General features: G+C 28.4%; 20 protein-coding genes. All 20 read right to left on the bottom strand.

Going from position 1 to position 21,937, the window contains the following annotated elements; translation table 11 throughout:
• Window positions 1-22: 22 nt before the first annotated feature.
• Window positions 23-1,060, bottom strand: a complete 1,038-nt coding sequence (gene recA / locus BET03_RS01305) for a recombinase RecA (RefSeq protein ID WP_183108663.1) — start codon at window positions 1,058-1,060, stop codon at window positions 23-25.
• A 96-nt stretch (window positions 1,061-1,156) separates the two neighbouring features.
• Complete coding sequence (locus tag BET03_RS01300; RefSeq protein ID WP_120166451.1) at window positions 1,157-2,401, bottom strand: competence/damage-inducible protein A; 1,245 nt, start codon at window positions 2,399-2,401, stop codon at window positions 1,157-1,159.
• 14 nt (window positions 2,402-2,415) lie between these two features.
• The gene (gene pgsA, locus BET03_RS01295) at window positions 2,416-2,961 is read right to left on the bottom strand and encodes a CDP-diacylglycerol--glycerol-3-phosphate 3-phosphatidyltransferase (RefSeq protein WP_120166449.1); all 546 of its coding nucleotides are present in this window, start codon (window positions 2,959-2,961) and stop codon (window positions 2,416-2,418) included.
• Complete coding sequence (gene rimO / locus BET03_RS01290) at window positions 2,945-4,288, bottom strand: 30S ribosomal protein S12 methylthiotransferase RimO (protein WP_120166447.1); 1,344 nt, start codon at window positions 4,286-4,288, stop codon at window positions 2,945-2,947. Before rimO ends, pgsA begins: the two co-directional genes overlap by 17 nt.
• Window positions 4,289-4,301: 13 nt before the next feature.
• Window positions 4,302-5,345, bottom strand: a complete 1,044-nt coding sequence (gene mnmH, locus BET03_RS01285; RefSeq protein ID WP_120166445.1) for a tRNA 2-selenouridine(34) synthase MnmH — start codon at window positions 5,343-5,345, stop codon at window positions 4,302-4,304.
• A gap of 44 nt (window positions 5,346-5,389) precedes the next feature.
• Complete coding sequence (locus BET03_RS01280) at window positions 5,390-7,573, bottom strand: FtsK/SpoIIIE family DNA translocase (protein ID WP_183108692.1); 2,184 nt, start codon at window positions 7,571-7,573, stop codon at window positions 5,390-5,392.
• Between the two features lie 179 nt (window positions 7,574-7,752).
• The gene (locus BET03_RS01275) at window positions 7,753-8,586 is read right to left on the bottom strand and encodes an undecaprenyl-diphosphate phosphatase (RefSeq protein WP_120166441.1); all 834 of its coding nucleotides are present in this window, start codon (window positions 8,584-8,586) and stop codon (window positions 7,753-7,755) included.
• 148 nt (window positions 8,587-8,734) lie between these two features.
• Window positions 8,735-9,505, bottom strand: coding sequence for a ClpP family protease (locus BET03_RS01270; RefSeq protein ID WP_341466494.1), 771 nt, complete (start codon window positions 9,503-9,505; stop codon window positions 8,735-8,737).
• Between the two features lie 95 nt (window positions 9,506-9,600).
• Entirely contained in the window at window positions 9,601-10,818 is a 1,218-nt protein-coding gene (gene dapG / locus BET03_RS01265; RefSeq protein WP_120166439.1) for an aspartate kinase, read from the bottom strand.
• A 97-nt stretch (window positions 10,819-10,915) separates the two neighbouring features.
• Window positions 10,916-11,152 (bottom strand): YlmC/YmxH family sporulation protein, encoded by a 237-nt coding sequence (locus tag BET03_RS01260; protein WP_120166437.1) that lies wholly within the window; start codon window positions 11,150-11,152, stop codon window positions 10,916-10,918.
• Between the two features lie 177 nt (window positions 11,153-11,329).
• Window positions 11,330-11,761: a dUTP diphosphatase gene (gene dut, locus BET03_RS01255; RefSeq protein ID WP_120166435.1), complete on the bottom strand. Its 432-nt coding sequence runs from the start codon at window positions 11,759-11,761 to the stop codon at window positions 11,330-11,332.
• A gap of 64 nt (window positions 11,762-11,825) precedes the next feature.
• The gene (locus BET03_RS01250) at window positions 11,826-13,100 is read right to left on the bottom strand and encodes a M16 family metallopeptidase (protein ID WP_120166433.1); all 1,275 of its coding nucleotides are present in this window, start codon (window positions 13,098-13,100) and stop codon (window positions 11,826-11,828) included.
• A 79-nt stretch (window positions 13,101-13,179) separates the two neighbouring features.
• Window positions 13,180-13,893 (bottom strand): polysaccharide deacetylase family protein, encoded by a 714-nt coding sequence (locus tag BET03_RS01245; RefSeq protein WP_120166431.1) that lies wholly within the window; start codon window positions 13,891-13,893, stop codon window positions 13,180-13,182.
• 106 nt (window positions 13,894-13,999) lie between these two features.
• Complete coding sequence (locus BET03_RS01240; RefSeq protein WP_120166429.1) at window positions 14,000-16,132, bottom strand: polyribonucleotide nucleotidyltransferase; 2,133 nt, start codon at window positions 16,130-16,132, stop codon at window positions 14,000-14,002.
• 149 nt (window positions 16,133-16,281) lie between these two features.
• Complete coding sequence (gene rpsO, locus BET03_RS01235; protein WP_120166427.1) at window positions 16,282-16,551, bottom strand: 30S ribosomal protein S15; 270 nt, start codon at window positions 16,549-16,551, stop codon at window positions 16,282-16,284.
• A gap of 134 nt (window positions 16,552-16,685) precedes the next feature.
• On the bottom strand, window positions 16,686-17,591 hold the full coding sequence (locus BET03_RS01230) for a bifunctional riboflavin kinase/FAD synthetase (protein WP_120166425.1): 906 nt from the start codon (window positions 17,589-17,591) through the stop codon (window positions 16,686-16,688).
• An 11-nt stretch (window positions 17,592-17,602) separates the two neighbouring features.
• On the bottom strand, window positions 17,603-18,502 hold the full coding sequence (truB, locus tag BET03_RS01225; RefSeq protein WP_120166423.1) for a tRNA pseudouridine(55) synthase TruB: 900 nt from the start codon (window positions 18,500-18,502) through the stop codon (window positions 17,603-17,605).
• 4 nt (window positions 18,503-18,506) lie between these two features.
• On the bottom strand, window positions 18,507-19,490 hold the full coding sequence (locus BET03_RS01220; protein ID WP_120166421.1) for a DHH family phosphoesterase: 984 nt from the start codon (window positions 19,488-19,490) through the stop codon (window positions 18,507-18,509).
• Entirely contained in the window at window positions 19,480-19,863 is a 384-nt protein-coding gene (gene rbfA / locus BET03_RS01215; RefSeq protein WP_120166419.1) for a 30S ribosome-binding factor RbfA, read from the bottom strand. The genes BET03_RS01220 and rbfA overlap by 11 nt, the downstream gene beginning before the upstream one ends.
• Before the next feature lie 26 nt (window positions 19,864-19,889).
• Window positions 19,890-21,929, bottom strand: coding sequence for a translation initiation factor IF-2 (gene infB, locus BET03_RS01210; RefSeq protein ID WP_120166417.1), 2,040 nt, complete (start codon window positions 21,927-21,929; stop codon window positions 19,890-19,892).
• Window positions 21,930-21,937 lie beyond the last annotated feature (8 nt).

Genomic DNA, 21,937 nt, shown 5'->3' with positions numbered 1-21,937 from the left:
AAGGAGGCTATTTCTGTCTTATCTATTTCTTTTTGTTTTTTTTACTATTATCTTTTTTATTTTCAACCTTTTTTAAAGGTTTAAGTCCGTTCTTTTCCCTAATTTTCACTTCTATTTCTTGCATAATATCTGGGTTTTCTCTTAAGAATTGTTTAGCATTTTCCCTACCCTGTCCAAGTTTATTATTGCCATAACTATACCATGCTCCTGCTTTACCAATAATTTCTGAAGATACCCCTACATCAAGGACATTACCTTCTTTTGAAATTCCTTTTCCGTACATTATATCAAATTCAGCCTTTTTAAATGGTGGAGCAACCTTATTCTTAACAACTTTTACTCTTATTCTATTCCCGATTACATCATCACCTTTTTTAAGAGTTTCTATTCTTCTAACATCAAGTCTAACTGAAGCATAAAACTTTAAAGCACGTCCACCTGGAGTAGTTTCTGGATTTCCAAACATTACTCCAACCTTTTCTCTAAGCTGATTTATAAAAATTGCAGTCGTATTTGACTTTTTAATAGCTCCTGCTAACTTTCTTAGAGCCTGCGACATAAGCCTTGCTTGTAATCCTACATGGCTATCTCCCATTTCTCCTTCAATTTCAGCTTTTGGAACTAAAGCAGCTACTGAATCTATAACTATGACATCTATAGCACCACTTCTTACAAGGGCTTCAGCAATTTCTAATGCTTGTTCCCCTGTATCAGGTTGGGAAACAATAAGATTCTCAATATCTACTCCCAGTTTTTTTGCATAACTAGGATCTAATGCATGCTCAGCATCTATAAAAGCTGCTGCACCACCATTTTTTTGAGCTTCAGCAATTACATGTAAAGCAACAGTAGTTTTACCTGAAGATTCAGGACCATATATTTCAACTATTCTTCCTCTAGGCACTCCACCTATTCCTAATGCTATATCTAGTTCTAAAGAACCAGTTGATATAGCATCAACATTAAGCTTAGAATCTTCACCTAATTTCATTATTGAACCTTTTCCAAATTGTTTTTCAATCTGGTTAATAGCCATTTCTAACGCTTTTTTCTTTTCCATCATAATTTCCCAGGATCTCCTGGATTCACCCACCTTTCCATTTGATTCGAACGTATGTTCTAATGCTATTATATAATATTTCCAGCTTTAGGTCAATCATATGTCGTTTAATTTTAATAAATATTTCCTTATTTCGCTAAAAACAATGTCAGCAGTTTTATTTTGTATTTGTATTCTATCTCCAGTTAAGTTTATTTTCTTTGTAAAAGCTGAATCTTTACTAGCAAAACCAATATAGACTAATCCTACTGGTTTTTTATTAGTATCACCTGTTGGACCTGCTATTCCTGTAACTGATACTGCAATATCTATATTTCCTTTATCCATTAATCCTTTCGCCATTTCTAATGCAGTATAACTACTTACTGCACCATATCTTTTAAGGGTAGTATCCTTAACTCCTACTTCTTCAATTTTTGACTTATTACTATAAGTTACAATACCACGCTCAAAAACTTCTGATACTCCAGGTAATTTAGTAAAACGACTTGATATCAAGCCACCTGTGCAAGATTCACAAAATCCTATTTTAAGGCCATTTCTCTTAAGAAGATTAAATACTACTTCTTCCAAAGTTTCATTGTTATAACTGTAAACATAATCTTTTATTAAAGGTTTTAGTTGTTTTACAGCACTCTCTATCAAACAATCTGTTTTACTTTCACTTTCTGCTTTGGCAGTTATTCTAATTTCAACTTGTCCTTTTTTTGCATAGGTTGCTATTGTTGGGTTCTTTTTATCATTTATAATATTACTTATTATGGATTCTAACTTTGATTCGCCTATGCCAAAAGTTTTAATTACCTTTGATTTTATAATATATCTAGATTTTTTACTTAACAAAGGTACTACATAATTTTGAAACATTACTTTAAGCTCTTTTGGTGGACCTGGTAAAAGAATCGCAATTTTATCATTTTTTTCTATATATATCCCTGGAGCAGTTCCTACATCATTGTCTAATACTATACTATTTTCAGGTATATAAGCTTGTTTAATATTGTTTTTACTCATAGATTTACCTTTTTGGTTAAAAAAATTTTGAATTTTAGTTAATACTTTATCGTCTAATGTCAACTTTGCATCAAAAACCTCACTTACTACTTCTTTAGTTATATCGTCTCCTGTAGGTCCTAGACCACCAGTAAGAATTAAAATATCCGATCTGTTTAATGAATTAATAACAATTTCTTTAATCCTAACCTCATTATCTCCTACTGTGGTATGGTAATATACATCTATTCCTAATTCAGCTAATTTTTCAGCAAGGTATCTTGAATTGGTATTTACTATGTTTCCCAAAAGTAATTCAGTTCCAATAGTTATTATTTCAGCCTTCATATAAACACCTCAAATTATTTTGACCCTGAATGAAATACTTTTCTATTAATATACAAGTAATCAAAGCCTGATATTAATGTAAATATTACTGCTAAAGTTATAGCTATTTTATCAAAAGGTACATTAATAAGACTAAATGGGAAATTATTAATTAAAAGTGAAACAATTGCAATTATTTGCGTTATAGTTTTTAATTTTCCCCAAAAGCTTGCAGCAATTGTTATACCTTCTGACGCTGCCAAAACTCTAAGACCTGTAATAGCAAATTCTCTAGCTATTATTATTACAACAATCCATGCTGATATTTTGCCCATTTCTATTAACGAAATAAGAGCAGCTGAAACAAGAAGCTTATCAGCTAACGGGTCCATAAATTTTCCAAATTTAGTTATTTGATTTCTACTTCTTGCAATATATCCATCTAAACTATCTGTTAAAGCAGCTAATACAAAAATCCCTGCGGCAATATACTCTCCATAGGGAATTTTAACAAGTAAAAAAAACATAAAAACAGGCACTAAGAAAATTCTTACTAAAGTTAACTTATTGGCTAAATTCATCTATAATCTCCCCTATCAAATCATATTCTAATGCATCTACAATCTTTACATTTATGAATGTACCTAATTCTAAATCTTTGTCACTATGAACATAGACCACCCCATCAATTTCAGGAACATCCATATATGTTCTACCAACATAAACATTATCATCTTCTATTTTTTCTTCTAAAAGTACTTTATATTGTTTGTCTAATTTTTGTAGATTTTTTTCATATGATATTTTCCTTTGTATTTCCATTATTTTATTTTGTCTTTCTTTTTTTATACTTTCTTCTATTTGGTCTTTGAATTTTGCAGCTGGTGTTCCTTCTTCTTTAGAATAAGTAAATACTCCTAGCCTATCAAATTCTTTATCTTTAATAAAATCATATAATTCATTAAAATCTTCTTCTGTTTCACCAGGGAATCCTACAATTAATGTTGTCCTTATAATTATATTTGGAATATTATCTCTTAATTTATTAATAAGCTTTAATATATCTTCTTTTGTTGCTCTTCTATTCATTCTTTTTAGTATATTATTATTAATATGTTGTATAGGAATATCCACATAATTTACTACTTTTTCATTTTCTCTAATACTTTCTATTAATTCATCAGTAAAAGCATCTGGGTACATATATAAAACTCTTATCCATTCTATTTCCTCTATTTTATTTAACCTATCAAGTAATTCAGGTAGTCTGTATTCATCGTATATATCTATTCCATATCTAGTCGTATCTTGAGCTATTAAGATAATCTCTTTAATACCTTGTCGAGCCAATTCTTTTACCTCTTTTTCTATTGATTCTATCTTTCTACTTCTATATCTCCCTCTTAACTTAGGAATAATACAATATGTGCAGAAATTATCACAGCCTTCAGCAATTTTTACATAGGCTGTTGGCTTTTGAGTTGAAATAATCCTTGGTTCATTTTCATTAGGTAAATAATTGGTTTGTCCAACTTTGATTATTTTCTTTTGATTTGATAGTTCATTAATAACTTTAATAATCTCAGTAATATTCCCTGTTCCAATTACAGCATCAATTTCAGGCATTTCTTTTATAAGCTCATCTTTATATCTTTCGCCTAAACAGCCACATACAATTAAAAATTTACACTTACCATTTTTTTTATATTCACCTACTTCAATTATTGTATCTATTGATTCTTCTTTAGCTGAATCAATAAAACCACAAGTATTAACAACAATAATATTTGCTTCACTAGCATCATTAGTAAGGGTATATCCATTTTTATTTAAAATACCCATTATTATTTCAGAATCTACAAGGTTTTTAGAGCATCCAAGTGAAATTATTGCTACATTCTTATCCATTCGAAAACTCCTTTCATTTGCAGTATTCATTTGCAAAGTCAATAAGTTGATCTACACAACTATCTATACTATCATACTCAATTATTTTATCATATTTTTGTATCTTATCTAAAGAATGATCATACAAAGGATCATAGTATTCTATCATTAAATTTTTTATTACGTAATTATAGTTTTTTTCCCTTATTCTTTCTATTAATATATTAGTCTTTTGTTGTCCTATCCTCTTTTTTAATTTTTTTATACAATTAATTAACTTCTCTTCTTTGTTCTCCAACCTTACAGTAACATATTCATCTAAAATATTATTAATTCTTTTTTCCATATTAGTTTTTATTAAAATGTGGTATCCATTTTTCATATTATCATATATTAAATCAGGAAGTATTACTTTCCCTATTCTTCTACTTTCACTTTCTATAAAAATATAATTTTTATTAATTTTTTTTAGCTCTTTAAATAATAAAGCATCAAAATTTTTTTGCGTGTTTGATTTACCAAAAGAAAGATTGCCAAATACTGACCCACTGTTTCTAGCTAATAGTTCGAGGTCTAATACTGGAACTTTTTTATTTTTAAGTTTCCTAATTATTTTAGTTTTGCCTACTCCAGTATATCCATGTAATACTATAAATTTAAATTTATCTTTATATTTACTAAGCTCTTGAAGAACATATTGCCTATAACTTTTATATCCTCCATTAATTACATAGACGTCTATATTCATTAAATTTAATATTGAGGCAATAGAATTACTTCTCATACCACCTCTATAACAAAATAAAGCAACCTCTCTGTTTTTCTTTTTTATGTCTTTTATCCTTTTATATATATTTACAAGTTTCTGTGAAGCATATTCTAAACCTTTTTCCTTTGCAACTTCTACGTCAACTTGCTTATAAAGATAACCTACATGCTCTCTTTCCTCATTAGTAAGAATAGGTATGTTTATTGCCCCTGGAATAGTTCCTTCCTCAAATTCTTTAGGACTTCTTACATCGATAAAAACAATATTATTCTTTGTTATTATATCTGGAATTTCTATTACTCTTTTCATTAGTATCACACCCTATTTTTAATATTAAAGCATGTAGATATTATTTAAGAAATGCCTATATCTTCTTTAGTAACTAAAACTTTTCTTGGCTTACTTCCCTCATGTCCTCCAACAATACCTCTTTCTTCCATCTCATCCATAAGACGCGCTGCTCTAGCATATCCAATTCTTAATTTTCTTTGTAGGTAAGATATTGATGCTTGCCCCTCTTCTACTACAAGTTCTATTGCTTTAGATAATAATTCATCACAATCTTCATTATCTGTATTAACATTTTTTTCAATATTATCAATTACTTCTTCTTCATACTTAGTATTTCCTTGAGCTTTTAAGAAGTTTACAATCTTTTCTACTTCTTTCTCACTTATAAAAGCCCCCTGAATTCTTTTTGGCTTAGATGCACCTACTGGATAATAAAGCATATCACCTTTACCTAATAATTTCTCAGCACCACCCATGTCTAGAATAGTACGTGAATCAGCTAAAGATGAAACTGCAAATGATATTCTAGAAGGAATATTCGCTTTAATAGTTCCAGTAATAACATCTACTGAAGGCCTTTGTGTCGCTATTATAAGATGTATTCCTGCTGCTCTTGCCATTTGTGCTAATCTACATATACTATCTTCTACTTCCCCTGGCGATACCATCATAAGGTCTGCTAATTCATCTATAATTAATACAATTTGAGGTAGTCTTTCTACATCCGAATTACTAGCTATATTAGAATTAAAACTAGAAATATCTCTCACACCATTATCTGCAAACAATTTATATCTTCTAGTCATTTCTTGTACAGCCCAATTCAACGCACTTGCAGCCTTTCTAGGGTCTGTAACAACAGGTATTAAAAGATGAGGTATTCCATTATATATACTTAATTCAACAACCTTAGGATCAATCATTAAAAGTTTTACTTCATTAGGTCTTGCTTTATAAAGAATACTAGTAATTAAAGTATTAATACATACACTCTTTCCTGAACCTGTAGCCCCTGCAATTAAAAGATGAGGCATCTTTTCTATATTTGCTACCATAGATTGTCCAGCAATATCTTTTCCAAGTGCAAAAGGGATTTTACTATCAATATTCATGTACTCTTTTGATTCTAAAACTTCCCTTAAACTAACTGTTAACTTTTCCTTATTTGGTACTTCAATACCAATAGCAGATTTACCAGGTATAGGTGCTTCAATTCTAATATCAGAAGCTGCTAAACTTAAAGCAATATCATCTGCTAAATTAACAATTTTACTAACTTTAACACCAGGAGCTGGTTGAAGTTCATATCTAGTAATAGTTGGACCTTTACTAATTTGAATTACTTTTGCTTTAATACCAAAGTTACTAAAAGTTTGTTCAAGTTTTTTAGCATTATTAAGGATATGTTTCTTTTCATTTTTATTAGATTTTTTTTCAGTTTTATCTAAAAGCTCTAAATTTGGAAGTTCATAATTTTCCATATTTCCTTCATTAACAATTTGAATACTTGTTATTGAAGCTTCTTTTTTTGACTCTTTACTTATTTTACTATCAGATTTATTTATTTTTTGAAAGTTAATTTCTGTATTTTCTTTATTATCAGTATCTTCATTTTTATTAATATCCTTTGTAAAGTCAAGTATTTTTATCTTTTCATCCAATTCAGTATTGGTTTCATCCTTATTTTCAAGTTGATTTTTATTTTTTCTTTTTTTCTTCTTAGGTTTATCCTTTTTTTGATTATTTTCTGTATCAATGTAAATAAACTCTTTTACTGCTTCAAATCCTATTTTTAATATTTCTACTAGTCTCATAGATATATTTTTTAGAATATCCACTATACTAATACCTGTAAATACTAAAAAAGAAATTAATATTGCTGATAAAACTATTATATATGAACCTATTTTGCCAAACAGCCTTAAAAGTCCATGGGAAAAGATAGCACCAATTAATCCGCCACCAAGGGCCTCTTTACCATATTCAATAGATAATTTAACTTTATCAATAAAATTTATTTCTAAATTATCTGGAAATAATCTAATATGCATAATAGTTAGAATACCAGAAAAGATAATAAATAAATTTACAACTTTATTGCTTTTATAAAGATCTAATCTATCTAAAATAACAAGTATTCCCGTTAAAAGAATTAGATAAGGTATAATATATCCTCCAATACCTGCTAATTCCATAAATTTGTTTCTAATTATAATTCCAATAAAACCAGTAGATTGACTATGCATACTTACTAGGGCTAAAATACCTGCTGAAATTATGGATATCCCTACAACTTCTTTATTAATTTCTTTATTTCTATTTTTTTTTCTTTTTCTTTTTGATTTCTTTTTAAATTTTGCCAATCTAATCACCTCATAAAAGTAATTCTATATAACATATAAAAATCCTTTTAGTAAAAACACTTTTAGAGGTTTTCTACAAGTATTATCATTATTCCTAATATCCAAACATATACAGAAAAATAATATAATTTTCCTTTTTCTAGAACTCTTATTAAAAGCTTAATAGCAAAAACTCCTGTAATAGCTGATACAAATATTCCTATAATAGCTGGAACCAATAAGTTGCTAAGTACAACACTTGTCTGTACAGATATTGCCTTATAAAATTCTATTAAAGACGCACCTAAAATAGCTGGTATAGCTAATAAAAATGAAAATCTAGTAGCTAATTTTTTATTTAGTCCCCTAAACAATCCTCCAACGATAGTAGAACCAGACCTCGAAATACCTGGAGTTATAGCTAGTCCTTGAAATATACCTATTAATAAAGCATCTAGTATATTCATATCTTTAACATTTTTTATACCTGAACTACTTTTTTCAGCTATCCATAAAAGTAGACCTGTAATAATAAGAGCAAATCCAACAATTAAAGTAGAATTATAAAAACTTTCAAAAACATCTCCTAAAAAAATTCCCATTAATCCTGTAGGGATAGAACCAATAATAATTAGAATAGATAACATTTTATATTCATTATCAATATTAATTTTTTTATACTTTAAAAATTCTATAATCATAATAAAAAATTCATTAATTATACCGACTATATCTTTAAAATAAACTATTAAAATTGAGATTAAAGTTCCAAAATGTAACATTACTGCAATAAAAAGGTTGCCTTCTTTAATTCCTAATAAATCTTGAAGCAACACTAGATGACCTGAACTACTGATTGGAAGAAATTCAGTTATTCCTTGAAAAATTGCAAGTATAATTACCTTAAATAAGTCCATTTTAAAACCCCCTTATAATATAGAAATAAGTAATAATGTAATATATAACTCTTATCGTTAAATAAATATATTAAACAAAAATAAAGTGTTAATGATACTAACATTAACACTTTTCTGAAGTAATTATAACACAATTTATTTTCTAATACTATTCGCTTTCTATTTTATTATTTATTTTAATCATTTCTCTTAATTTATTTAATGCTTTATTTAAACCTCCAACCTCATCAATCAAGCCATATTTAACTGCCTCTTTACCAACTAATATAGTCCCTACATCATTTGCAATTTCATCTGTATCATACATAAAATTCATTAAACTTTCTCTATCAATCTTAGAAGTTCTGAGAATAAAATCTATTATCCTTTCTTGCATTTTCTGAAAATATCTGAAAGTCTGAGGAACTCCAATTACTAATCCTGTCATTCTTACAGGATGAATTGTCATTGTTGCTGTAGGAACAATAAAAGAATAATCACTTGATGTAGCTAATGGAACACCAATACTATGGCTGCCCCCTAATACTAAAGATACCTTTGGTTTATCAATACTATTTATCATTTCAGCTAAAGCTAATCCAGCTTCTACATCTCCACCCATTGTATTTAAAATCACAAGTAAACCTTTTACTTGAGGATTTTGCTGAACATTTACAAGTTGTGGCATTATATGTTCATATTTAGTAGCTTTCTTTTGGGGGGGAGAAACATTATGTCCTTCCACTTGTCCTATAATGGATAGGAAGTGGATATCCTTTGGAGAGCTCGGTATTGTTGGTGTCCCAATTGCTTGAATATTATTAAGCTTTGTATTTACAGGTATCTTAGAGTTATTTTTTTCTTTTGTCGGATTATTAGGTAATGTTATCTTTTCATCAGTATTAATGTTAACATTATTTTCATTTTCAAATTTATCCAATCTTATTACTCCTTTCTATAGCTATGATTTCTATATATATTGTTTACTAATATCTAAATTATATGCTTATCAAAAAGAAAAAGTAGGCATATAGCCTACTTTTTATCCATGTCAAATTCCTTATGAAGAATTCTAACTGCTTTATCAGCATCTTCTGATTTTACTAAACACCATATGGTAGTATGAGAATCTGAAGACTGTAATATCTCTATATTTTCCTTAGATAGAGCATTAACTATCCTCGCCATTACTCCAGGAATTCCTCTCATTCTATGCCCAATTACACATAATTTAGTACACTTATTTACTACATTGTAGTTGTAGTTTCCAGAATCCAAGATAGACTCTAATGATTGTAAATCGTCTTCATCAATAGTAAAAATTTTCTTATCAATAAAAAAATTAATTAAATCTAAACTAATATTAGCGTTGGTAATCTCTTCCATTAATTTTTCTGTAGCTTGTTTATCTGATACATTGACTATAACTTGAACACGTTTATCTTTATAGGTAATGGCATTAATAATATTGTCATTATAAGTTCTTTTTTTTCTTTGGTAATAATTAGAATCTTCATTATTAGTAATTAGTGTACCTTGGCAATCTTTAAGAGTATTTTTTATTATTACCTTTATATTACTTCTTTCAGCGATTTCCACAGCCTTTGGATGTATTACTTTAGCACCATTTTCAGCTAATTGAAATACTTCTGAATAACACATTTTATCAATAACTTTTGCCTCTGGTACTATTCTTGGGTCAGCAGTCATAATTCCATCGACATCAGTATATATTTCAACATATTCACACCCTAAGGCTTCACCTAAAACAACTGCTGTTGTGTCACTTCCACCTCTACCTAAAGTTGTTATTTCTCCATCTTCTGTTACTCCTTGAAAACCTGTAACTATTACTATTTTTCTTTCTTTTAAATAAGTAGTAATATTATTACTTGTAACATTTAATACCTCTGCATTCCCAAATACTTTGTTAGTTCTTATTCCTGCTTGAGCCCCATTAAGCACTACAGCATCATATCCTTTTTTGTTTAATAAATTGCATAAAACTACTGCAGATATTACTTCCCCACAGGACATAAGTATATCCAACTCTCTTTTATTTAATGTATTTCTATCTACTAAACTTAATAGAGTATCAGTTGCATATGGGTCACCTTTTCTTCCAATTGCTGAAACTACTACAACTACGCCATATCCTGAATTATACTTATTAATAATTTTTTGTGATACTCTTTCTCTGTTTTCAACAGTTGCAACAGAAGTTCCTCCAAATTTTTGAATAATTATTTTCATAATTTCACCTCAAAACTTATGCATGGTTAATTGTATCATATAAAATCATTGTAAGTTCTATTATATATTATGCCATAAAGTTTGTAGTAGTGCTAAATTATATTTCAATTATAATCATATCATCTCCAATTTTTCTAATAGAATCCCATGGAATTTCTATATCCATTCTATCTGTTGAGAATAATTTAAATTGAGATTTTTTATCAGGAACTAATAATGATATTATTTTGCCAGTTTTTTCATCAATTACTAAGTCTGAATCAGCAATTATACCTAGTCTAGTACCATCATTTAAATTAACAATTTCTTTACCACCTAATTGACTTAACTTCACAAATATCCCCCTTTTATATTTATAGTGAATAATTCTAAATCCATTGAAAATATTATGAGATTATTAATTATAGTAACTTTGTTTTTCTATTTAGACAAACAATATTATTTATATAATATATTATGTAATTATATTTATATATATAACTTATCATTTATGATAAGATTATTTATGATATTAAATTCCTGTATGACCAAATCCACCTTTTCCCCTTTGGGTATCATCTAATACCTCTACTTCTTCCAATTTAACTTTTTCATATTTTACGAATACAAGCTGTGCTATTCTATCTCCCTTTTTAATAGTAAACTCTTCGTCACCAAAATTAATTAATATAACCTTTATTTCTCCTCTATAATCACTATCTATTGTTCCAATACCATTAACAAGCCCAATGCCATGTTTATAAGCTAGTCCACTTCTTGCCCTTACTTGTCCTTCATAACCTTTCGGAATTGAAACATGTACTCCTGTAGGAATTAATTTTCTTTCCATTGGTTTTAGTGTTATTTCTTTTTCAATGTTAGCATATAGATCTATTCCTGAAGCTCCTTCTGTTTTATAATTAGGTAAAGGTAAATTGCTCTTGTTTACTATCTTTATTTTCAATGAAATCACTCCTATCTGTTCTTTTTTATTATAAAAATAAAGATTACTATAATTATAGTAATCTTTATTTTTGAAAACATATATTTTTTAACCTTTTTTTAACACTTTCTTCATTTTCGATATTACCTACAAATGCCAAATTTAATTTTTTAAAATCAAAAACTTTTTGAATAATATTGTTTATATCATCATATGTTATACTATCGATTCTATTAATAATTTCTTTTGGAGAATGTATTTTACCTAGTAATAGTTCAGATTTTCCAATAGAAGACATTCTACTAGATGTACTTTCTAAACCTAATATAAAATTTCCTTTTAATTGTTCCTTTGCCTTTTTTATCTCTTCTTTTCTTAACTTATTCACTTTAATATCTTTAATTTCATTTATTATTAATCTACTTACATTTGTGATTTGATTTGGGTTAAGACCAGCGTATATAGTAAATATACCTGTATCTTTATATGATGACGGATAAGAATATATTGAATATACTAACCCCTTTTCTTCTCTAATCTTTTGAAATAGTCTTGAACTCATACTACCACCAAAAACATTATTTAAAATTAAAAGTGAATACAATTCATCCCTATCCTGTGCAATTCCTTCCATACCAATACATAAATGTAATTGCTCAGTTATTTTTCTTTTATTGATCAACCTTTGATATAAGATAGGAGGTTTTAAAGTATTTTCTACAGGTTTTTCAGAGTTCCATTTGCTAAAATATTTTTCTATTAATTGCATGATTTTATCTTCATTAAAGTTTCCAGCAATGGAAATTACAGTATTGTGAGGTGTATAATGTTTCTGGAAATATTTAATTATATCTTTTTGTGTCAATTCCTTTAAAACTTCGGCTTTTCCTAATATAGGTAATGCTAATGAATGCCCATCATAAATTGTTTGGGATAGTAAATCATGTACTAAATCTTCAGGGGAATCCTCATACATATTTATCTCTTCTATTACAACATTTTTTTCTTTTTCTATATCTTCTTCACTAAATTTAGAATTAAATAACATATCAGCTAAAATATCTATAGCTATAGGTAAATGGTTATCAAGTACTTTCGCATAAAAACAAGTACATTCTTTAGTTGTAAAAGCATTTAACTGCCCACCTACGCTATCAATACTTTCTGCAATCTCCCTAGCATTTCTAGTTTTTGTCCCTTTAAACAGCATATGCTCTATAAAGTGTGAAATTCCATTATTAGTTTCATTTTCCTTCCTTGAACCACTCTCTACCCATATTCCAATAGAAACTGATTTCACATAAGGTATATATTCAGTAACAACCCTCAAGCCATTTGATAAAATATGTTTATTATACATTTCCTTAAAATTTTTCCTCCCATAACATTAATCTTTTTACCTAGTCTATTATAGGATAGAATATAAAATATTTCAATAGTTATTTTATAATATCACTAACCCTACCAACTTTATACCCTTTTTCCTTTAATTTATTTATAATTATAGGTAAAGCCTTAACCGTCTCTTTTTTTGGATGCATTAAAACAATTGCCGAATTATGTGCTTTACTAATAACTCTATTTATAATTTTATCTTTTGTACTATCTTTTCTCCAGTCAATAGTATCTATGCTCCACATAATAACTTCATGATTTAAGTCTTTAGCCGCTCTTACTGTTTTATCACTATAAGCACCAGCAGGGGGTGCAAAATATTTTGTTTTTACACCTAATATATCCTTAACTATTTGCTGTGTCTTTAGTATTTCTTTTTTGTTTAATTCATAACTTAATTTACTATAATCTCTATGTAAATATCCATGATTTCCAATTTCATGTCCTTCATTATATATAAGTTTAATAAGCTTTTCATTTTTTTCTGCCCATCTTCCTGTTACAAAAAATGTAATTTTTATACTGTTCTCCTTAAAAATTTTAAGCATAGGTTTAATATATTCATTACCCCAATCAACATTGCATGTAAAAGCTATAACTTCTTTGTCTATATTTCCTTTATAGTAAACGTCATCATTTTTAAACGTATTTATTGCTTTATTTTTATAAGTTAGGGCTATACTTAATATTAGTAAAACCAAAACAACAATAATTAATAATTTGTAAATAGTTTTATATTTAATATAATATATTTGCACAAATCTCCCCCCTAAATATTATTTACTACTATTAATATTCAAATATATATTAAATATACTCTGTATAAATTAAAAAAAGCATAAACCGTATTAAGGTTCATGCCTTTTAATTTCGTTTATCATTTTTATATTTTTTGTATTTCTTTTCTTCTTTACTATCTTGCTTCATAGCATCTTTTCTAGATAGGTTTATTCTCCCTTGACCATCAATTCCTATTACTTTAACAGTTACTTCATCTCCAATTGATAAAACATCTTCAACTTTATCTATTCTTTTCTTAGATACATTTGATATGTGTACTAGTCCCTCTTTGCCAGGTGAAATTTCTACAAATGCACCAAAAGGAACTATTCTTAATACCTTTCCAGTAACTATTTCTCCAACTTCAATATCTTTTGTTATCTCTTTAATCATTCCTAATGCTTTTTGCCCTTTTTCCATATTTTCTGCTGCAACTAATACTTTACCATCATCATTAATATCAATTTTTACATCTGTTTCATCTATAATTTTATTAATAGTTTTTCCACCAGGGCCAATTATATCTCTAACCTTTTCTGGATCTACATTAATTGATAATATTCTTGGTGCATATGGTGATAGTTCTGGTCTAGGTTCAGAGATTGCTTCTCTCATTTTATTTAATATATATATTCTACCTTCTCTAGCCCTTCTTAAAGCCTCTTCTAAAATTTCCCTACCAATACCCGGTATTTTAATGTCCATTTGAATTGCTGTAATTCCTTTTTCTGTCCCAGCAACTTTAAAATCCATATCTCCTAAGAAATCTTCCATACCTTGTATATCTGATAATACAACAACATTATCTTCTTCTTTAATTAATCCCATAGCAATACCTGAAACCATTGATTTGATTGGAACACCCGCATCTAATAAAGCTAATGTGCTTCCACATACACTAGCTTGTGAAGTTGAACCATTTGAACTTAAAACCTCTGATACTAATCTAATTGTATATGGAAATTCTTCTTCTGAAGGTAATACTGGCTCTAAGGCCCTTTCTGCTAAAGCACCATGTCCAATCTCTCTCCTACCTGGTCCTCTTAAAAATCTTGTTTCTCCAACGCTGTAAGGAGGAAAGTTATAATGATGCATATATCTTTTAAATTCTTCATCGGTTAGTCCATCTAATAGCTGTACATCACTAGCTGCACCTAAAGTTGCTACAGTTAATACTTGAGTTTGCCCTCTAGTAAATAAGCCTGAACCGTGAGTTCTTGGTAGCAATCCAACCTCAGATGATATAGGTCTTATCTCATCTATTTTTCTATTGTCTGGTCTTATTCCTTTTTCTAAAATAAGTTTTCTAACTTGTTCTTTTGTAATGTTGTACAATGTTTCTTTAATTTCTTTCTCATTTTCTGGATACATTTCAAGGAAATGCTCAAGTGTTTCTTCGTTAACTTTATCAATATTTTCTTGTCTTTGTTGTTTATCTTCTGTTTGAATTGCTTCTATAAGTTTTTCAGTTGCATATTCTCTTACTACTTTTTCAATGTCTTGGTCAACTTTAAATTCTTCAAATTCTTTCTTTTCTTTACCAACTTTTTCTCTTATTTCTTTGATAAATTTGCATATTTTTTTAATTTCTTCATGTGCTGTCATTATTCCATCTAACATCTTATCTTCTGGAACTTCATTAGCCCCAGCTTCGACCATCATTATAGCATCCTCTGTCCCAGATACTACTAAATGTAATTCTGATTTCTCTCTTTCTGAGCTCCTTGGATTTATTACAAATTCTCCATCAACTAAGCCTACAGCAACTGAACCAGTAGGACCATCAAATGGAATATCTGAAATAGTTAATGCAATTGAAGAACCAATCATTGCAACAATATCTGGAGGACAATCTTGGTCTACAGAAAGTACTGTTGCTATAATTTGAACATCATTTCTAAATCCTTTAGGGAAAAGTGGTCTAATAGGTCTATCAATAAGTCTAGCAGTCAAAATTGCTTTTTCACTAGGTTTTCCTTCTCTTTTAATAAATCCTCCAGGTATTTTACCAATGGAATAAAGCCTTTCCTCATAATCAACACTTAAAGGGAAAAAGTCTATACCCTCTCTTGGTTCTTTAGCTGCAGTAGCTGTAACTAATACTACTGTATCTCCATACCTTACTAAGCAGGCTCCATTGGCTTGTTCAGCAACTTTTCCTATTGTTATACTTAATTTTCTCCCAGCCAAGGTATACTCATAAGTTTTTTCCTCCATAATCTACCTCCTTTTCATAAAACTCCTGATATTTTTATATTATATCCTTAAATTAAATAAAAATCCAGTTTTATTGAATATACTAAATATGAAATTAGCAGTTATTTTATTATTATAAAACAATTGAGCGGGGATATCCCGCTCAATTGTTATTTTCTAAGACCTAATCTTTTAATAAGTTCACGGTATCTATTTATATCTTTTCTTTTTAAATAATTAAGTAATCCTCTTCTTTTACCTACCATTTTAAGTAATCCTCTTCTAGAGTGATGGTCTTTTTTATGTTTCTTTAAATGCTCATTTAAGTTGTTAATTTTATGAGTTAATAAAGCAACTTGAACTTCTGGTGAACCAGTATCACCATCATGTACCTTGTACTCCTCAATTATTCTTTGTTTTTCTTCTTTTTTTATTGACATATTTAACCCTCCTTTTATTATTAGTTCACCTTAAGCCATGTATATCGTCGGAGATACGATCAACATAGCATAAGGTAAATCCACAGTGGCTATTTTATCATAAACCAAAAACTTTGTAAATATTAATTTATAGTTTAAAAACTTTTAATATCTTCTTTTAACTGTTTAATTAACTGTTCTGCGTTTTGAAATTTTTTTTCTTCCCTTATATATTTTTTAAAACTAACCTCTATTTCTTTTCCATATAAAGAATCATTGAAATTAATTATATGTGTTTCAATATTTAGCTTGTTTTCATTAGTAAAGGTTGGATTTGTCCCAACATTAGTAATACTTATATATTTTTTATTATTTACAGTTGTTATAGTTTTATAAACACCTTTTTTAGGAATAACATAATTGTCATTTAAAAGAAGGTTAGCAGTTGGAAAACCTATTTTTTTTCCTCTTCCTTTACCCTGTATAACTTTGCCTTGTAAAGTATAATGCCTTCCAAGTAAATTATTAGCTTTTTTTATTTTACCTTCTTTAATTAATTTCCTTATTAAAGTACTACTAACTACTTGTTCATTTTTTGTTACTGGTGGTACAACTATTACCTTAAATCCTAAATCATCTCCCATTTGCTTTAAAAGAGAACAATCTCCTTTAGCTTTATATCCAAACCTATAGTTAAATCCAACAACAACCAATTTGATATTTAATCTATCAATGAGTAATTTCTTTATAAATGCTTTAGGATTCATATTCATAATTTGATTATTAAATTCTATCATATATAGAATATCAATTCCTAAGCTTTTTAAAATTTCAAATTTTTGTTTATTATTCATTATAGTTTTAGGAGTTTTTTTATTAGCAATTAAGCTAGTAGGATGATTTTTAAAGGTATAGACAACACTAGGAAGCCCCATCTTTTTTGATTCTTTTATCATTTTTTTTATTAGAGCTTGATGGCCTATATGAAGGCCATCAAAGTTTCCTAGAGCCACTGCTGTTGGTTTTGGATATTTACTTTCTATATTGGTTATAACTTCCATTTGTATCACCTTTATAATAAAACTTTTTCTATTTTTAGAAATTTATTATTATTAATTCTCTTAATTGTTCCAATTCCTATAAACTTATCTTTACAATATACTCTTAACATTTCATTTTCTTTTAATTTCTTTACTCCCTTTATCTTATTTAAAGAGATTTTCCCTCCATTTGAGAGAATTTTAAATGAATTATCAATTGCATCTACTCTCTTATAATTATATAAAGGATAATCTATAGGTTGTATTAACTCGTGAACTTTTTCAAGTTCTTTAAATTTCTTTATTTCGTCAATTGTAAATGAATCTTCAATTTTAAATATATCCACACATGTTCTAAGTAAAAAATTCATATATCCATATGTTTTTAATTCTTTCCCTATATCATTACAAAGTGTTCTAATATAGGTACCCTTTGAACACTCTACGTCAAATAATATTTTTTTGTTTTTATCTATTTTAATGATAGAAATTTCATATATAGTTACTTCTCTTGATGGCCTGTCTACTTTTTTGCCTTTTCTTGCCAACTCATAAAGCCTTTTTCCTTTATGTCTTATAGCTGAAAACATTGGAGGAATTTGTTTAATATTTCCTTTAAAAGAATTAATAACAGATATAATATCACTTTCAGTGGGTATAAAATCTGATTCATTTATTATTTTTCCATATTTGTCTTGGGTATCAGTTTCTTTGCCTAATACAAGTTCTGCTCTATATTTTTTCTTTTTTTCAATTAAATACTGTGTTAATTTCGTTGCTTTGCCAATACAAATAGGTAGGACACCTGAAGCATATGGGTCCAGAGTTCCGGTGTGGCCTACCTTTTTAATTTTTAATTCTTTTCTTATAAAATCAACAACATCATGTGATGTCATTCCAGGTGGTTTTAAAACATTAATAAACCCATTCATAGTATCACCTTAAATTATTTTTAATTTCTTCTAATATTTTTTCTTTTGCTATCTCAATTTTTTCATATATAGTACACCCTGAAGCTTTAGTGTGTCCCCCACCGCCAAACTTACTTGCAATATAAGCTACATCAACAAACTTTTTTGACCTTAACCCTATTTTAATTTCATTGTTACTTAATTCTTTTAAAATACATGCTACTTCTACTGTATCAATATCCCTTATAAATTCAACAAACCCATCAATATCTTCAATTTGGGCATTACATTTTTTTATCATTTCTTGAGTTACACAAATAATAGCAACTTTATTATTATGATGTAATTCCAGTGAATTTAAACTTTCTATAAAAAGTTTTGTTTTTACTAAAGGTCTATTTTGATAAACATTTACAGTAATATCATTTATATTTATACCCTTATCAATTAATTTAGATGCTATATTATGAGTAATAGAAGTAGTATTATCGTATTTAAAACTACCTGTATCTGTTGATAAAGAAACATAAAGACAAGTTGCAATATCCTCATCTATTTCTAGTCCTAGGTATTCTAATATAAAGTATATAATTTCACCAGTTGAACTTGCTTTAGGGTCAACTATATTAACATCTCCAAAATAATTATTACTTTTATGGTGGTCAATATTAATAACATTTTCTGCTTTATCAATCATTTCTCTATAATCATTCAAACGGTCAGGGTCACTACAGTCTACTGTTATAAGTAAGTCAATATTTTCCTCTAAATTAACTTCTTCTATAAGTTTTATCCCTGGTAGAAATTTTAAGTTTTGAGGTGTTTTGTCAATAGCTAATAACTTTACTTTATCTTTGTCCCTTTTTATTTTTCTCAAAGCTAAACCAAGTGCTAATTCAGAACCTATACTATCTCCATCTGGATTCACGTGTGAAGCTATATATATATTGTTAGAAGTATTTACAAAATTAATGAGCTTATTAACTTCATTTTTTACTTTACTGTTCATGATCATTTTCCTCTTCTTTTTCTTTATCTCTTTTACTAACTTTATCTATTAATTTTGATATATATACTCCTCTTTCAATTGATCTGTCTAACTCAAAGATTGGTTCTGGCGTATATCTAATTTTCAAATTTTTCCCAATCTCTTTTCTTATATATCCTTTTGCATTCTCTAAACCTTTTATAGTATTTTCTTTTTCTTTATTGCTACCTAATACACTAATATAAATTTTTGCATATCTTAAATCATTTGTTACTTCTACTTCAGTAATACTAGTTAGTGGTGAAATTCTAGGATCTTTTAACTGATGTTTTATTAATTTACTCACTATCTTTTTTACTTCTTCTGAAATTCTTGCAATTCTATTTGAGCCCATATAAAGCTCACCTTCCTCTATAATATTTATTTTTTAACTTCTTCCATTATATAAGCTTCGATTATATCTCCTTCTTTTATATCATTATAATTTTCTATTCCTAAACCACCCTCGTAACCTGTCATAATCTCTCTAACATCATCTTTGAATCTCTTAAGTGAGGAAATTTCTCCTTCATGTATTACAACATTGTCTCTTAATAATCTAACTTTTGAATTTCTAGTAATTTTACCCTCTTGAACATATATACCTGCTACAACACCTACGTTAGGTATTTTAAATGTAGCTCTAACCTCCGCTCTACCTAGCACAACTTCTTTATACTCAGGTTCAAGCATACCTTTAATCGCAGCTTCAATATCCTCAATAGCATTGTAAATTATTCTATATGTTCTAATATCTACCTTTTCTCGCTTTCCTAAATCCCTAGCTGGAGATGTTGGTCTTACATTAAAACCAACTATAATTGCATTTGAAGCTGAAGCTAGCATTACGTCACTTTCAGTAATAGCACCAACACCACCATGTATTGTATTTACTTTTACTTCCTCATTACTTAACTTTTCTATTGCTTGTTTTACTGCTTCTATAGATCCTCTAACATCAGCTTTTATAATCACATTTAAGTCTTTTACTTCTCCTTTCTGAATCTGATCAAAAAGGTCATCTAATGTTATTTTTTGTTTTGCTTTAAGTTGTTCTCTTCTTAATTTTTCTTGTCTATTTTCTGCTATAGTTCTAGCCTTTTTATCATCATCAACAGCATATAGGATTTCACCTGCATCTGGAACTTCAGATAAACCTAATATTTCTACTGGAGTAGATGGACCTACTTTTTTAACTCGTTTTCCTTTATCATCAATCATTGCTCTAATTCTTCCATAAGAAGTTCCAGCTACAACTGCATCTCCTACTTTTAATGTACCTTTTTGTACTATTACAGTTGCCACAGCTCCTCTACCTTTATCAAGCTGTGCTTCTATAATTGTACCTTTAGCTTTTCTATCTGGGTTTGCCTTTAGCTCCTGCATTTCTGAAACTAGAATTATCATTTCTAAAAGTTCATCAATACCCTGTTTTTTTAGGGCTGATATAGGTACAAAAATTGTATCTCCACCCCATTCTTCAGGTACTAATCCATGTTCTGTAAGTTCTTGTTTAACTCTTTCGGGGTTTGCATTTGGTTTATCTATCTTATTAACAGCTACAATTATAGGAACATCTGCAGCTTTTGCATGGTTTATAGCTTCTACAGTTTGAGGCATTACACCATCGTCTGCAGCTACTACTAATATAGCTATATCTGTTACCTGAGCTCCTCTAGCTCTCATCGCAGTAAATGCCTCATGTCCCGGTGTATCTAAGAAAACTATCTTCTTATCATTAACATTTACTACTGAAGCACCTATATGTTGAGTAATTCCTCCTGCTTCTTTTTCTGTTAAATTAGTTTTTCTTATTGCATCTAATAATGATGTTTTTCCATGGTCAACATGTCCCATTACAGTTACAATTGGTGCTCTTGGGGCTAAGTCTTCTGGCTTATCTTCAAAATCTAATCCTTCATCTTCGTTATCTTCTTCTATTTCAGCTGCTTTAACTTCATAATTAAATTCTTCTGCTATTATACTAGCAGTATCAAAATCTATTTCTTGATTAATATTAGCCATAACACCTAAACCAATTAGCTTTGTAATAACTTCATTTGGATTCACATTAATTTTTTCTGCTAACTCTTTAACAACTATCTTTTCTTCAATTTCAATAATTTTATTTTCCTCTTTATTTGAATTTTCTTTTTTGCTTTCGTTCTTATCTTTTTTATTCTCATCATTTTTTGACTTATTCTTATTATTATTATTAGATTTTGATTTATTTTGTTTTTGATGATTGTTCTTATTATTTTCCTCTTCTTTGAATAATTCTTTTAATAGTTCTGCTTCATCTTCCTCTAAAGTATTCATATGAGATTCAACATTTATATCTAATTCTCTTAGTTTAGACATTAACTCCTTACTGGTAATCCCCAATTCCTTTGCTAGTTGATATACTCTCTTTTTTGACAATTTCTTCA

The organism is Thermohalobacter berrensis (assembly GCF_003609645.1).
In the GTDB taxonomy this organism is placed as follows: domain Bacteria; phylum Bacillota; class Clostridia; order Tissierellales; family Thermohalobacteraceae; genus Thermohalobacter; species Thermohalobacter berrensis.
Note: the sequence above shows the minus strand (reverse complement) of the source record. Positions and strands in the feature narration are given on the sequence as shown.

Bases quoted from the DNA above. Each gene is read 5' to 3' on its own strand.
- recA (WP_183108663.1), bottom strand. From the start codon at position 1,060: ATGGAAAAGAAAAAAGCGTTAGAAATGGCTATTAACCAGATTGAAAAA.
- BET03_RS01300 (WP_120166451.1), bottom strand. From the start codon at position 2,401: ATGAAGGCTGAAATAATAACTATTGGAACTGAATTACTTTTGGGAAAC.
- pgsA (WP_120166449.1), bottom strand. From the start codon at position 2,961: ATGAATTTAGCCAATAAGTTAACTTTAGTAAGAATTTTCTTAGTGCCT.
- rimO (WP_120166447.1), bottom strand. From the start codon at position 4,288: ATGGATAAGAATGTAGCAATAATTTCACTTGGATGCTCTAAAAACCTT.
- mnmH (WP_120166445.1), bottom strand. From the start codon at position 5,345: ATGAAAAGAGTAATAGAAATTCCAGATATAATAACAAAGAATAATATT.
- BET03_RS01280 (WP_183108692.1), bottom strand. From the start codon at position 7,573: ATGCATAGTCAATCTACTGGTTTTATTGGAATTATAATTAGAAACAAA.
- BET03_RS01275 (WP_120166441.1), bottom strand. From the start codon at position 8,586: ATGGACTTATTTAAGGTAATTATACTTGCAATTTTTCAAGGAATAACT.
- dapG (WP_120166439.1), bottom strand. From the start codon at position 10,818: ATGAAAATAATTATTCAAAAATTTGGAGGAACTTCTGTTGCAACTGTT.
- BET03_RS01250 (WP_120166433.1), bottom strand. From the start codon at position 13,100: ATGTATAATAAACATATTTTATCAAATGGCTTGAGGGTTGTTACTGAA.
- BET03_RS01240 (WP_120166429.1), bottom strand. From the start codon at position 16,132: ATGGAGGAAAAAACTTATGAGTATACCTTGGCTGGGAGAAAATTAAGT.
- rpsO (WP_120166427.1), bottom strand. From the start codon at position 16,551: ATGTCAATAAAAAAAGAAGAAAAACAAAGAATAATTGAGGAGTACAAG.
- BET03_RS01230 (WP_120166425.1), bottom strand. From the start codon at position 17,591: ATGGAAGTTATAACCAATATAGAAAGTAAATATCCAAAACCAACAGCA.
- truB (WP_120166423.1), bottom strand. From the start codon at position 18,502: ATGAATGGGTTTATTAATGTTTTAAAACCACCTGGAATGACATCACAT.
- BET03_RS01220 (WP_120166421.1), bottom strand. From the start codon at position 19,490: ATGAACAGTAAAGTAAAAAATGAAGTTAATAAGCTCATTAATTTTGTA.
- rbfA (WP_120166419.1), bottom strand. From the start codon at position 19,863: ATGGGCTCAAATAGAATTGCAAGAATTTCAGAAGAAGTAAAAAAGATA.